This window comes from Neptuniibacter caesariensis (genome assembly GCF_000153345.1).
In the GTDB taxonomy this organism is placed as follows: Bacteria; Pseudomonadota; Gammaproteobacteria; order Pseudomonadales; family Balneatricaceae; genus Neptuniibacter; species Neptuniibacter caesariensis.
This window is the reverse complement of record NZ_CH724125.1, coordinates 1141479-1155643: the sequence shown is the minus strand read 5'-3', so window position 1 is coordinate 1155643 and position 14165 is coordinate 1141479. Positions and strand designations below refer to the sequence as shown.

At 47.1% G+C, this 14165-nt stretch carries 13 protein-coding genes; 10 read left to right on the top strand and 3 right to left on the bottom strand.

The window, feature by feature from the left end; genetic code table 11:
- The first annotated feature begins 1 nt into the window (after position 1).
- The 5 genes from MED92_RS05460 to MED92_RS05440 all read left to right on the top strand — a co-directional run bounded on the left by MED92_RS05460 (position 2) and on the right by MED92_RS05440 (position 4448).
- On the top strand, positions 2–448 hold the full coding sequence (locus MED92_RS05460; RefSeq protein WP_238321489.1) for a universal stress protein: 447 nt from the start codon (positions 2–4) through the stop codon (positions 446–448).
- 524 nt (positions 449–972) lie between these two features.
- A complete protein-coding gene (locus tag MED92_RS05455) occupies positions 973–1983 on the top strand; it encodes a TRAP transporter substrate-binding protein (RefSeq protein WP_007020509.1) in 1011 nt (336 codons plus the stop codon).
- Between the two features lie 36 nt (positions 1984–2019).
- Complete coding sequence (locus MED92_RS05450) at positions 2020–2535, top strand: TRAP transporter small permease (RefSeq protein ID WP_007020508.1); 516 nt, start codon at positions 2020–2022, stop codon at positions 2533–2535.
- Positions 2536–2568: 33 nt separating this feature from the next.
- On the top strand, positions 2569–3900 hold the full coding sequence (locus MED92_RS05445) for a TRAP transporter large permease (protein ID WP_007020507.1): 1332 nt from the start codon (positions 2569–2571) through the stop codon (positions 3898–3900).
- Positions 3901–3962: 62 nt separating this feature from the next.
- Complete coding sequence (locus MED92_RS05440) at positions 3963–4448, top strand: universal stress protein (RefSeq protein WP_007020506.1); 486 nt, start codon at positions 3963–3965, stop codon at positions 4446–4448.
- Between the two features lie 51 nt (positions 4449–4499).
- On the opposite strand, the gene MED92_RS05435 is transcribed toward MED92_RS05440, so the two are convergent.
- Genes MED92_RS05435 through cuyB form a run of 3 tightly spaced genes read right to left on the bottom strand, consistent with a single transcriptional unit; the run spans position 4500 to position 6698 of the window.
- Entirely contained in the window at positions 4500–5213 is a 714-nt protein-coding gene (locus MED92_RS05435; RefSeq protein ID WP_007020505.1) for a pseudouridine synthase, read from the bottom strand.
- Between the two features lie 7 nt (positions 5214–5220).
- A complete protein-coding gene (locus MED92_RS05430; protein WP_007020504.1) occupies positions 5221–5970 on the bottom strand; it encodes a TSUP family transporter in 750 nt (249 codons plus the stop codon).
- 17 nt (positions 5971–5987) lie between these two features.
- Positions 5988–6698 carry a cysteate racemase gene (gene cuyB, locus MED92_RS05425; protein ID WP_040662184.1) on the bottom strand — a complete coding sequence of 237 codons (711 nt, stop codon included), beginning with the start codon at positions 6696–6698 and terminating at the stop codon, positions 5988–5990.
- A 254-nt stretch (positions 6699–6952) separates the two neighbouring features.
- Here cuyB and MED92_RS05420 point away from each other — a divergent pair, with 254 nt between their 5' ends.
- From MED92_RS05420 to MED92_RS05400, 5 genes are all read left to right on the top strand, one after another.
- On the top strand, positions 6953–7879 hold the full coding sequence (locus MED92_RS05420; RefSeq protein ID WP_007020502.1) for a LysR substrate-binding domain-containing protein: 927 nt from the start codon (positions 6953–6955) through the stop codon (positions 7877–7879).
- Positions 7872–9539 carry a transporter substrate-binding domain-containing protein gene (locus MED92_RS05415; RefSeq protein WP_007020501.1) on the top strand — a complete coding sequence of 556 codons (1668 nt, stop codon included), beginning with the start codon at positions 7872–7874 and terminating at the stop codon, positions 9537–9539. The genes MED92_RS05420 and MED92_RS05415 overlap by 8 nt, the downstream gene beginning before the upstream one ends.
- The gene (locus MED92_RS05410; protein ID WP_007020500.1) at positions 9529–10950 is read left to right on the top strand and encodes a sigma-54-dependent transcriptional regulator; all 1422 of its coding nucleotides are present in this window, start codon (positions 9529–9531) and stop codon (positions 10948–10950) included. The genes MED92_RS05415 and MED92_RS05410 overlap by 11 nt, the downstream gene beginning before the upstream one ends.
- A 295-nt stretch (positions 10951–11245) precedes the next feature.
- Positions 11246–12682 carry an aspartate ammonia-lyase gene (locus MED92_RS05405; protein WP_007020499.1) on the top strand — a complete coding sequence of 479 codons (1437 nt, stop codon included), beginning with the start codon at positions 11246–11248 and terminating at the stop codon, positions 12680–12682.
- A 60-nt stretch (positions 12683–12742) separates the two neighbouring features.
- Positions 12743–14023 carry a dicarboxylate/amino acid:cation symporter gene (locus MED92_RS05400; RefSeq protein ID WP_007020498.1) on the top strand — a complete coding sequence of 427 codons (1281 nt, stop codon included), beginning with the start codon at positions 12743–12745 and terminating at the stop codon, positions 14021–14023.
- Positions 14024–14165: the final 142 nt, after the last annotated feature.

Genomic DNA, 14165 nt, shown 5'->3' with positions numbered 1-14165 from the left:
TATAGAGAAGGGCTCCCGTCCGGCGTTCAGAGCGGCATTGAGTTTGTGTGGTCATTACCACGCTCAGATCACCTACCTGCATGTTCTGGAAAATGAGCATCAGGACAATATGGCGTTGCAATCCTTATTGAAAGAGGAGGGCATGCGTGAAATGTATGAAAACAGTCTGGTTGATCTTAAGGCCAAACTGGAAGCGCGTATCGATAAGTTTTTCAAAGAGGAAGTTAAAGAGATCGATATGCTGAAAGAGGAACAAGTCAGCTCAATGATTAGAGAGGGCAAAACCTGGAAAGCGATCGTCGATGCTGCGGATGAGATAGATGCGGATGTGATCGTGATGGGGACTCGCCCTCATTCCGGTATTGGCCATGCTCTGATGGGGTCGACGGCCACAAAAGTGATGCAGAATTCAAAGCGTCCTGTGCTGATTGTTCCCTTAAATAAGTAGTTTAAGGGCTTGTTAAGATCATTAACCTTAGTTTTTTTATTTATATAAGCCAAACAAATTAGAAGTAAAAATTATTGAGCTAACGTTCTTTTTTGGGTGGCTTTTGAATATATCTAAGGTTAATTGCAGTTAAGTGTTACGTAAATGTCTGTTTATTGTGATATTTGTGTATCGCAATAGCATGTAATTAGCTAAAAGTCTATGTGCATGTGCAGCAAAAACAATCAAAAAGTGGGAGGTAGATCAAAGAAAGTGATACGTAAATAGTATCATTGCTGTTTTTTAAGGTATCAAGTTATAATGCTTGGGATGAGTTTTTCTTGAAAAACGCTTGATTTAATATCCGATGGTTAATATTTTAACCAAATTGCCTGAGGCAGTATCTAAGAAGGGTACATCTCGACAGAGAAGCATGGCGAAGGCATGAGCCAGAAAGTATAGCCATATTGCTAATAGGGCCTTACTGCGGATAGTTAATATATTTAGCAATTAATAATAAAAACGGTTAAATAGAGGAAACAATAATGAATCTGAAGAAAGTTCTTGCTATTGGATTGTTCATGGGCGTCGCTGGTCAGGCTGCTGCAGAAACAACTCTGCGTGTTGCTAGCTGGCTGCCACCTACACATCCGCAGAATGCTGTTGTTTGGCCAACATGGTCTAAGTGGGTAGAAGAAGCGACTGAAGGTCGTGTAAAAGTGGCTATCGAATACGGTATGGGCCACCCTAAAACAATGTTCGAACTGGTAGAAGACGGTGTTGTTGACGCATCTTTCAGCTACCACGGTTATGTACCAGGTCGCTTTAAGCTGACTCAGGCTGTTGAGCAGCCACTACTGGGTACAAGTGCTGAAGCTGCATCTGTAGCTCACTGGCGCATCCACAACAAATACTTCGCCAAAGCGCAGGAGCACGATGGTCTGGAAGTAATTGGTCTGTTTACGCATGGTCCAGGTCAGATCCACATGGCTAAACCAGTTAGCTCTCTGGGTGATCTGAAAGGTAAAAAGATTCGTCTGGGCGGTGGTGTTCAGGGTGAAATCGGTCACCGTATGGGCGTAACAGCTGTAGGTGCACCAGCGCCTAAAGTATACGAAATGATGCAGCAGGGCGTTATCGACGGTGTATTCATCCCAATGGGTGAGCAGAAGTCACTACGTCTGAAAGAAGTTGCTAAAAATGTTGTAGCGTTGCCAGGTGGTATGTACCTGGGTAGCTTCGCAATGTTCATGAACCCAGACTTCCTGGCTGACCTGGATGCGAAAGATCGTGAAGCGATCATGAGCGTATCGGGTGAGAAACTGTCTGCTATGGCTGGTAAAGCATGGGACGCGGGTGATGCTGCAGGTCTTGAAGCGGCTAAAGAAGCTGGCGTAAACATCACTATGGTTAAAGATGGCGATGCGCTGTCTAAAGAGTTCGTTGAGCTGACTAAAGGCATGGATGAAGCGTTCCTGAAGTCTGTTGCAGATCGTGGTGTTGATGCTAAAGCTGCACTGACTGAACTGCGCGAAGTAGCACGTAACTACAAGTAAGTAATTACTGGCTATTTAGCAAATTAGGAGTCTTTTATGGCTTTGAGTGCCTGGATTACAGCGCACTACGAAGAAAAAGGGCCAGTCGCATGGCTGGCCTTTTTTCTTGAGTTGATTGCTGCATTTACACTTTTCTTTTTGATGGCGCTGACCTGTGCCGACGTTTTTGGTCGGTATTTTTTGGACAACGCGGTCGATGGTACTACTGAGCTGACTGAGATGGGGATTGCGATCCTTGTCTTTGCCGAGCTTCCTGTTGTCACGTGGCGTGGTGGTCATGTGGTCGTTGATATTCTGGATAAGATGTTAGGTAACACCCTGATCAAAGTACTGGGTTTGTTAGCGGCATTCCTGATGTCGACATCTCTCTATTTCCTGGCTGTACGAATTTATGAGCTGGCTGCACGTTCTCACCGTCGTGGTGAAGTAACTGAATATTTGCAGATGCCAGTGGGGTATATCGTTGAATATATTGCTGTTATGAGCTGGGTAACCGCAGGGGCCATGATTACGTACGGCGTATATAGGCTACTAACGACCTCCAGAGATTAAATCTGGACCGTTCAACACAACAGGTATTTCTTAATGATTACAGCATTAACTGGCTTTGCAATACTGCTGCTGATTATCGTGGTTGTCCGTGTACCGATTGCGTTTGCGATGGGTCTGGTTGGCTTCTTCGGTTTTGCCTATCTGCAGGGCCTTGGTTTCGATAATTTCATGGACTTTCGCTGGAACGGCGCGCTGTCGATGGCATCAAAGCGTGTTATCGATACGGCGCAAGAGTACAGCTTGTCCGTCATTCCACTGTTTATCCTGATGGGTAACTTTGTGACTAAGTCCGGGTTATCTCAGGAGCTATATGCAGCTTCCAATGCTTTTCTTGGTCATCGCAAAGGTGGTCTTGCTATGGCGACGGTTGTTGCTTGTGGTGGTTTCTCTGCTATTTGTGGTTCCAGTCTGGCGACGTCCGCGACGATGGCAAAAGTGGCTATGCCACCGATGCGTAAATACGGTTATTCAGATTCGCTTGCGACAGCTACAATCGCGGCGGGGGGATCTCTGGGGATTCTGATTCCTCCTAGTGTCATTCTAGTAATCTATGGTCTCCTCACTGAAACCAGTATTCGTGAACTGTTTGCTGCTGGCTTTATTCCTGGCTTACTAGGAATCCTGCTTTATCTATTGGCGGTACGTTACGTTGTCTGGCGCAACCCGGCATCGGGTCCATGTGGCGATAAGCTAACCTGGCCAGAACGTTTTAAAGCACTGAGTGGTGTTTGGGGCGTTCTGACGTTGTTCATCATCGTAATGGGCGGTATTTATCTGGGGATCTTTACGCCGACAGAAGCTGCGGGTATTGGTGCCGGTGGTGCGTTCTTTATCGCGTTGGCCCGCAAGAGCCTTAGCTGGGCTAGCCTGTTCGATATACTGACGGATACTGGGCGCACGACAACCATGCTATTCGGTGTGGTGATTGGCGCGTTGATTTTCTCTAACTTTATCAACCGTGCGGGCTTGCCAGCAGACCTATTAGCATTTGTTCAGGGGCTGGAAGTGTCACCTATGGTGGTTATTCTGGTTATTCTGGGCGTTTACATCGTTCTGGGCATGGTGTTTGAAAGCCTGTCTATGCTGCTGCTAACGGTGCCGATCTTCTTCCCATTAGTTCAGAGCCTTGGTTTTGATCTGGTTTGGTTCGGTATAGTCGTGGTTGTTGTTACCGAGATCAGTTTGATCACGCCTCCGGTGGGGATGAACGTGTTCGTGCTCAGTGCGGTACTCAGGGATGTTAAAGCTTCTACCATATTCAAAGGCGTAACACCGTTCTGGTGTGCCGACATTATCCGTTTGATTCTGGTGACTTTGATTCCTGCGATTTCGCTGTTCTTACCTGAACTGCTATATCGAAATTGATGACAGGGGCAGGCTGTTGAGCCTGCCCTTTTTATTTCTACTCCTTGGGAGTGAGGTGAAACATGATTCCTGGCGTAAAGAAAATCCTATACGCATCTGACATCGATAAAGGTTCGCGTCCTGCCTTTCGTGCAGCGGTAAGCCTTTGTGGTCATTATGATGCGCAGATTACCTACCTGCATGTTCTCGAAAATGAGCATCAGGACAATATGGCATTGCAGTCTTTGTTGAAAGAAGACGGTATGCGCGAAATGTACGAAAACAGCCTGGTTGATCTAAAAACAAAACTTGAAGCGCGCATCGATAAGTTCTTCAAAGAAGAAGTTGAAGAGCTCGATATGCTGAAAGAGGAGCAGGTAAGCTCGATGATTCGTGAGGGTAAGCCCTGGAAGACGATTGTAGCTGCAGCTGATGAGATCGATGCAGACGTTATCGTGATGGGAACCCGCCCGCATTCAGGTATTGGGCATGCCCTAATGGGTTCTACAGCCACGAAAGTGATGCAGAACTCTAAACGTCCGGTATTGATCGTTCCTTTGAAAAAGTAGCGATTAAGAACGGTTATGACTAAAAAAGCTGATAATGGTTATCAGCTTTTTTTATGCCTGAAGGGTTATATTGACAACTTCATCTCTTGTCAGCATGCGATATTCGCCAGGCTTCAAGGCGTCATCTAAAGGTAAGTTACCTATCGAAACCCTGTGTAAGCTCAATACCTGGTTACGAAACCGCCCAAACATTCTTTTAATCTGATGATAACGCCCCTCATGTAAGGTGACTTCTGCAACCCTTGGCTCTAGTTGCTTAAGTTGAGCGGGTTGGGTCGTAATGTCCTCGTAGGCAAAGTGCATCCCCTTTGCAAAGGCATCTCCGTATGCATCTGTAATTGGTTCTTTCAGTTCTACGATATAACGTTTCGCGACTCTATTATCAGGATGGGAAAGACTATTGGACCATTCGCCATCGTTGGTGAGTAATAATAATCCTGTAGAGAAACGATCCAGTCGGCCCGCAATATGCAGGTCCTTATAGTGGTCATCCAAAAGATCGATAACCGTTGTATGTTGGGGGTCTGAGGTAGCGCTGACAACGCCTGCAGGCTTGTTAAGCATCAGATAGATAGGGGTGTTTTTTTGTAAAACCTCATCGTCCAGAATTACTTCATCAAACTGTTTTATGATCTGGTCGACCGATACGGCAACAGTTTGATTAACATACACTCGGCCTTTAGCGATGAGTATTCTCACATCGTTTTTAGAATGATCTGTATGTTTCGCAATAAATCGATCGAGGCGGTAGGTTCTGGATTGCATGGAGTGCTCAGGACAATAGTAGTTTCAGCGAAAGGAGTAGTGTCATCGTAACAACTAAAGGTTTGATCAGCTTTGTCCCCTTACTGATGACGAGCTTTGCCCCTAATCTACCACCGATTAATTGCCCAATAGCCATCACTAAGCCTGCCATCCAGACCATATGCCCACCAATGGCAAAGAAGACTAATGAGGCTATGTTGGAGGTGAAGTTAAGCACTTTGGTGTGCGCGGTTGCTTTTGCCATGCCATAACCAGCCAACACTATATATGCGAGAGTGAAGAAGGTTCCGGTTCCTGGCCCAAAAAAGCCATCATAAAACCCTACACTTGTGCCAATAACTAAACCGAAACCTGTCGCTCCCAGACGATGTTTTTTTTCTTCATCACTGATATTGGGAGAGAAAGTGAAATAGACCGCGATCGTTATCAAAAGAACAGGCATTAGTGTCGCCAGAAAACTTGAATCAAGCATCTGGATTAACAGGGTGCCGGCTACTGCACCGATAAATGTACAGAGAATCTGAACCCTCATCTGAGTCAGGTCAACAAGGCGTTTTTTAATAAAATACCTGGCTGCACTGAAAGTACCAAAGGTTCCCTGAAGCTTATTGGTGGCAAGGGCTTCAACCGGAGTGAGACCGCAGGAAAGCAAAACCGGTAGGGCGATCATACCTCCACCGCCGGCTATCGCATCTATAAGGCCTGCGGCAAAACCCGTGATCAAAAGAATTAATAAAATACCTAGTTCAAGTTCCATGCTATGTCTTAGTTTTCTCAGGCTGCCTGTAAGGGCTGTGCGGATATGGACCAGTCGACACAGAAGGACGCCAGAGCAGAAGTGGCATCCAGGCTCCTATCTAAATGCTCGGCACCCAGATGATCGAGAGCCAGTGGAATTTCAGTGCAACCGAGAATAACACGTTCAAAACCCTGGTTCAGTAAGCTCTGAAACGCGTTGTTCAGTAATTTGCCTCCTAAAGCGATGTTTCCAGATTTAACACTATAAATTCCGCGCATGATTTTTTGCTGTATATCGGCAGGGGGTAATTCCAGTTGGATACCCTGCCTGCTGAGAATCTCAGGGTAGAATCCCGCTTTTAGGGTTCCGTCGGTCGCCATCAGCGTGACCTTGCTAATCTGTAATTGCTGGAGTGATTCACTACACGCATGAGCTATATGGAACACCGGCACAGGACTCTTTGCTTGTAAATCAGGTTGCCAGAAATGGGCTGTATTGCAGGGAATGGCTATTGCTTCAACGCCAGCAGATAGAAGTTCTTCAAGCCCCTGAAGCATAGCCGTCAGTGGAGATGCACTATCATTCATCAGGCAATCTGTGCGATCAGGAATCTGCGGGATTGAACGGATCAGCATGGGGATATGCTCCTGATCCCTTTGTGCGGGTGTGTTCTGGATGATTTTATGGGCAAAGTCCAGAGTTGCAAGTGGGCCCATTCCACCTAGCACACCTAAAGTTTTAAACATAATGATGGCCTCCTGAAAAGCTACCAGCCTATGAAGAAGGCGCTCCTCTGACCAATGCTGAAACATTTTAGGTTATACATATCCTGCATAATCATCCCGGATGATCTATAAACTCTATAGTGATCGGGGTTATGCAACTTTTGCATAGGTTATGCAAAGTAAGCATGGCAGGATATTTGTTTAGCATTACTTTTAATGCTGATAGTACACTCGGAGGTAAAGCCCTCGTTGAGTGGTCAGGAACTCTTTGCAGAATGAATATCGAAACAAAGTGGCTGGAAGATTTTTTGTCTCTGGCAAAAACACAAAACTTTTCCCGTTCCGCTAAGGAGCGTCATCTCACTCAACCTGCTTTTAGTCGCAGAATCCAGTCATTAGAGTCGGCGGTGGGCTGTGAGCTAATAGATCGTAGAAGTGTACCGGTCACTCTCACGGATGAAGGCCTATTGTTTAAAGAGACGGCGCAAAACCTGATCCTGCAACTGGAAAGCTGTATCAGTCATATTCAGTCACTCGCTGGAAAGTCGCATTCGGTGATTGATTTTGCTGTTTCCCATGCGTTGTCACTTTCAATGTTTCCCGGCTTTATTCAGTCACTCCAGTCAGCCATTCCGGGGATTACCGTCAGACAGATTGTGGCTAATGCGGATGAATGTTCTCAGGCATTAAAAAACGGGATTTGTGATTTTTTATTTGCCTTTGAAGACAGTTCTTTAAATGACGAGCTTAAGTTTGCAAGCCTGAGTCTTGAACAGGAAAAATTGATTCCGGTTTGCAGTACAGACAAATCGGGAAATCCACTTTTTGATCTGGATGATGCTGATAGCTTCAGCTACCCATTCCTAAGTTACCCTGACAACATTTATCTGGGACGTAGCGTTTCTCAACTGATCAAGCGCCCCCCTCGTGTCATTGAGTTACAGAAAGCTTTTGAATCTCCTATGGCAGACAGCCTTAAAGGGATGGCTCTGCAGGGAACAGGGATTGCCTGGGTACCGGCTTTTTCTGTTACAGAGGAACTTAAACAGGGCAGTCTGGTGATCTGTGGTGGAGATGCCTGGCAGGTGCCGTTGAATATCTGTGTTTATCGAAAGCAGCGGGTGCTCTGTGGGGAATCGGAGCAACTATGGCAATTACTGCTTAAGCGATATCCCCTGTCGCAGGGTGGCCAGGATGTTTAGGCGGACTGTTTATCTACTGGGTTTATTCCTTCTACCTACCTTGAATGCTCTTGCTGAGGGGGTGATCAGAGTAGGCGGTGATCACAATTATCCGCCTTATGAGTTTCTCAATGATGAGGGGCTTCCCGATGGTTATAACACCGAACTGACTAAAGCGATTGCTGAAGTCATGGGCATGGAGGTCGAGATTGAACTAGGGCGTTGGGATGACATGCGAAAACGCCTGAGCGAGGGGGAAGTCGATACACTCCAGGGGATGGTCTTCTCAGAAGAACGAAGTAAAAGCTTTGCGTTCTCGCCAGCCCATGCGTTGATACACCAATCAATTTTTGCCCGTAAAGGATCGCCAAAAGCGTCATCGTTGGTCGAGCTTGATGGCTATGAAGTGATAGTGCAGCGTGGCGGGATCATGCATGACTACCTGTTAAAAAACCGTGTGGGAGCGACCCTTGTTTTGGTGGATACCCATGCTTCTGCACTTCGTCTGCTGGCTTCGGGGCAACATGACTTTGCACTGGTTGCAAACCTTCCTGGCCTCTATTTAGGAAGGGAGCTGGAACTGTCCAACATTGTTCCGGTAGGTAAGCCATTTGGTGCACAGTCATACGGTTATTCGGTAGTCAAAGATAATACCGAACTGCTAGCTCAATTCAGTGAAGGGCTGGCTATTTTAAAGAACACCGGTCGTCAGCAGGAGATCTACGACAAGTGGTTGGGGCCACTGGAACAAAGTGGCCTACCCTGGAAAAAGATTGGCCAGGTTACCCTATGGGCTTCATTGCTACTGCTCTTTGTACTTGGGGCTAGTGTGGTCTGGAACCGCATGTTGACCCGTCAGGTAACGCGCAGAACCGAGGAGCTTAAGCTCCAACAGCAACAGCTTATTCAAGCGGATAAGATGACCTCTCTCGGTATTTTAGTGTCCGGCGTTGCCCATGAAATTAATAACCCCAGTAGCTTGTTGCTGTTAAACCTGCCTGTGTTGCAGGAGGTGTATCAGGATGCAGATGAAATTCTTGAAGCACACTATCAGGAACATGGGGATTTTTATCTGGGTGGTTTGGCATATAGCCGCATGCGAGAAGAGATCCCGCCGATGCTGGATGACATGCTCACGGGGACGCAAAGGATCCGAAGAATTGTTGACGACCTCCGGGATTTTGCACGGCAGAGTCCTTCGGAATTGAGCGAAAAAGTTGATCTGAACGAGGTGCTGGAGACTGCAATCCGGTTGGTAGATAACACAATCAAGCAGAGCTGTGATCATTTCAAAGTAGAGTATGCTCGGTCATTACCTCTGTTTCTGGGCAATGCGCAACGCATCGAGCAGGTCATGATTAATCTGATCGTTAATGCCTGCCAGGCCTTGGAAAGGCCGTCGCAAGCGATCCATGTGCGAACGTTTACTCTGGACGAAAAGATATATCTCGAGGTCATTGATGAGGGGCGGGGCATTGAACCGGAAAACCTCGCCAGGCTCAGCGACCCGTTCTTTACCACCCGGCGTGAGGAGGGGGGAACAGGTTTAGGTTTGTCTGTCTCGAACAGTATCGTTCAGGAGCATGGCGGTCGGATGCTCTATGAGTCTGAACCTGGTGAAGGTACACGTGTGAGGCTGATTTTTAACTCGACACTCAGGAATGAATTTGATGAGAAATAATCTGTACCCGCAGTTTGGGATTTTACTGATAGATGATGAAGAATCATTTCTGAGAAGTATGAGCATCGCACTGGAGCGCCGTGGCGGTTTCAATCATATCTATCGTTGTCAGGATAGTCGGAAAGCGATGCAGGTGATTGCTGATGAACCGATTGGTTTAGTGTTATTAGATCTGACCATGCCGCATGTGTCGGGTGAAGAGTTACTGCAAGCGATTGCCAGCGACTATCCGGATATTTCGGTCATCATCCTAAGTGGCTTGAATCAGCTGGAGGTTGCGCTGAACTGTATACGCCTGGGAGCTTACGATTACTTTGTCAAAACCACGGAAGAAGACCGACTGATTGAGGGTATTCGACGAGCAGTGCGTTTGCAGGAGATGAGTTTCGAAAACCGGGAGCTCAGACGGCGCTTTCTTAGCGATACTCTGGAACAGCCAGAAGTCTTTGCCAATATCATCACTCAGGATAAAGCGATGCGATCGGTTTTCCAGTACCTGGAATCGATCGCTCCCAGCCAACAGCCTGTGCTGATAATGGGCGAGAGTGGGGTGGGTAAAGAGCAGATCGCCCATGCGATACATACACTAAGTGCACGCTCTGGCCCGCTTGTGTCAGTCAATGTGGCTGGGCTGGATGATAATGTTTTTGCCGATACCTTATTTGGTCATCATCGCGGTGCTTTTACCGGAGCAGATAAGGCTCGCGCAGGTATGATCGAACAAGCGGCTGAAGGTACCTTATTCCTGGATGAGATCGGTGATCTGAGCCAGGCTTCTCAGGTGAAATTGCTGCGCTTACTGCAAGAGGGGGAGTACTACCCACTGGGCAGTGATCGTCCTAAACGGATACGTGCCCGAATTGTGGTTGCGACTCATCAAAACCTTGAGGAGAAACAGCTGCAAGGTGAGTTCAGGAAAGACTTATATTATCGATTGCGCATCCATCAGGTCGAGATCCCGCCGCTACGGAAAAGGAAAAAAGATCTGGGGCTGTTACTGGATTACTTTCTCTCTGAGGCAGCAGATGAACTGGGCAAAGCTAAGCCAACGATTCCTAAAGAACTGCCTGTGTTACTTGAGAATTATGATTTTCCGGGCAACGTTCGTGAGCTAAGAGCGATGGCTTTTGATGCCATGAGTCAACACCGCGCCCGTATTCTGTCTATGGAAGCCTTTCGCCGTGTGTTGACGGCGGATCACAGCCCTGAATTACTTGCTGAGAAGGGTGTTGCTGTTCGTTTTAATGAAGAGCAACCTCTGCCTTCTTTGCAGGAGATCAGTGACCTGCTAGTAGAAGAAGCGATGCGTCGTGCTCAGGGAAATCAGTCATTAGCCTCTCGTTTGATCGGTATCTCCCAGCCTGCGCTGAGTAAACGTTTAAAGAAACTTCAGGGGGATGAACCCCTATAACTATCGTTAAGGTTATAACCCGTCTTTTAGATTTAACCCTATGATTTTCATAGGGTTTTCTTTTTGTGGATTAATTCTATTCCTTTAGTAATACCCTTTCCCTTTTGTGGTTTTCCTCCCGTCTTAGTTAAAAGGTCAATTAAATCAACAGGTTAGTCTGATTGTAAAAGTTGGCATCTGCATTGCTGTAGTACTTTTCAAAAAAGCACTTATTAAAAAAGCACTTATTAAAAAGCACTTCTTAAAAAGGCAGGCCCAAGTTGCTTGCTGAAAAAATAACAATGAGGAAAGAGCGATGGGAAGTAGTGTGCTGTCAAAAGCGCAGGATGTTGGGCGTATTGAGAAAGATCTTTTGGGGGAAGCCAAGGTTCCTTCTGAAGCCTATTACGGTATTCAGACCCAACGGGCATGCGCCAACTTTGATCTTAGCGGTGTGAAGCTACGCCACTTTCCTGAATTAGTAAAAGCGCTGGCAATGGTGAAACTGGCCTGTGCTAAAGCGAATAATTCACTTGGGCTATTGGATGATAGCCACTGTGAGGCGATTGATCAGGCAGCCCAGGCAATTATCTCTGGCAACTTTCATGGTGAATTTGTCGTGGATATGGTCCAGGGAGGAGCGGGTACATCGACCAATATGAATGCTAATGAGGTGATCGCCAATGTGGGTCTTGAATACCTTGGGTACGGGAAAGGTGAGTATAAACACCTGCACCCGAATAACCATGTCAATATGTCCCAGTCCACCAACGATGCCTACCCGACGGCTGTGCGCCTGTCGATCTTATTAAAGCATGCTGATCTGGTTCATTCGCTTGCTTCTCTCCGTGATGTTTTTACCGCTAAAGCAGAGGAATTTAGTGACATCATCAAGATGGGGCGGACCCAGCTTCAAGATGCTGTACCAATGACGCTGGGACAAGAATTTCAGTCCTTTGCGACCACTCTCGGTGAAGATATAGAGCGAATTGCCGGACTGTCTGAGCTGCTTAAAGAGATCAATCTGGGGGGGACCGCGATTGGGACGGGAATCAATACTGACCCAGAGTACGCTCGTTTGGCGATAGGCCATCTATCAGAGATCAGTGGTTTTGAATTTAAGCGGGCGTCCGATCTGGTTGAAGCCAGCTCCGACATGGGCGCATTTGTTCTTTTCTCCTCAATGCTTAAACGACTTGCGGTCAAGCTTTCAAAGATTGCCAATGATCTGCGGATGCTCAGCATGGGGCCTCGTTGTGGATTAAATGAGATTAACTTGCCGCCACAGCAGCCAGGTAGCTCGATTATGCCAGGGAAAATTAACCCGGTTATTCCAGAAGCGGTCAATCAGGTGGCCTATCAGGTCGTTGGTAATGATCTGGCAGTGACCATGGCTGCTGAAGCTGGTCAGTTGCAGTTAAATGCCATGGAACCACTGATCGCATACAACGTGCTTGAATCGATCCGCATGCTTAAGCAGTCGATGGATATGCTTAAAAACCGCTGTGTCAGAGATATTACAGCGAATCGGGATCGTTGCCAGGAGCTGGTGGACCAGAGCATAGGGATTATCACAGCAGTGGTGCCGTACATCGGCTACGAAAACTCCAGTCGTATCGCTAAGGAAGCTTTGGCTTCAGGGCGTGGGGTGCTGGAACTCATCCGGGATGAGCAGTTAATGACTGAAGAAGATCTTCAGGCGGTGCTCAGCCCCTCATACATGATTAAGCCTCAACCGAGGCGCAATTCATAACTAACCCAAAATAACCGCACTTTTGCGGTCACTAAAACAACGATAAAAAAGGTGAATCTCATGCAGCAAGCAACTGTAGGTGGGAGCCAGGCTGGCGTTTGGGGCAGCATGGCACTGTGGAAGAAAATCCTTATTGGTATGGTGCTCGGCGTCATTATCGGTATCGCAATGGGGCCCGACTCGGCGATCTTCAAACCCATCGGAACGCTGTTTATAAACGCCATTAAAATGCTCATCGTACCACTAGTGTTTTGTTCACTGGTGGTGGGTGTTACCTCCATGCAAGATACCCGTAAAATGGGTCGCATCGGTCTTAAATCAGTCGTTCTTTATCTAGGAACGACTGCTGTTGCTATCAGTATTGGCCTTGCTATGGCCACTGTTTTCATGCCAGGTTCCGGTCTTGAAATGTCCGTAACAGAAGCAGCGCCTGCGGCTAAAGAAGCGCCGACGCTGGTGCAGACCTTGCTGAACATGATTCCTAAAAACCCGATTGGTGCGTTGGCTGCGGGGAATATTCTGCAGATTATCGTCTTCGCACTGGGCTTGGGTATTGCACTGACACTCTGTGGTGAAAAAGCGCAACCGGCTGTTAAGGTTTTTGAAAGCCTAGCAGAAGGTATGTACAAGTTGACTGAGCTGGTAATGAAACTCGCGCCTTACGGTGTATTCGGCTTGATGGCCTGGGTTGCCGGTAAATATGGTTTTGACATTCTTATGCCGCTGATTAAGGTGATTGCGGTTGCATACATTGGCTGCCTGATTCACGTCCTGGTGTTCTACACGGGGCTTGTCAGTGTGTTGGGCCGACTGAATCCGGTTCGCTACCTGAAAGGTTTGATAAACCCGGCTTCTGTTGCTTTCACAACAACCAGTAGCTCCGGTACGTTGCCAGCCACTATCAAAGCGTCTCGTGAAGAGCTGGGTGTGTCCAAAGGTATCTCCAGCTTTGTATTACCGCTGGGGGCAACGATCAATATGGATGGTACCGCTCTGTATCAGGGGGTTTGTGCGCTGTTTATTGCCCAGGCCTTCGGTATTGATCTGGCATTCTCCGATTACCTGTTGATCATCATGACCTCTACGCTGGCTTCAATCGGTACAGCAGGGGTTCCGGGTGCCGGTTTGATCATGCTATCGCTGGTACTAACCACGGTAGGTTTACCGATCGAAGGCTTAGCCATTGTTGCGGGTATTGACCGTATTCTGGATATGGCACGTACCAGCGTTAATGTCTGCGGTGACCTGATGGTTTCTGTGTTAGTGAGCAAAAGCGAAAATGAGCTTGATGAAGCCGTATACAATGCTGAATCAAGTAAGAAGGAGCTGGAAACTGCTTAACACAGGTTTCAGTTATGCCCGTCTATTGCCAATGCTGTCCACTTAAGCATTTGAGCTAACTGCGGGCTTAATAAAAAATCCGATATTGTTAACATTATCGGATTTTGTTGCCTGAACTATCAACATGGTAAAAGAAAATTAC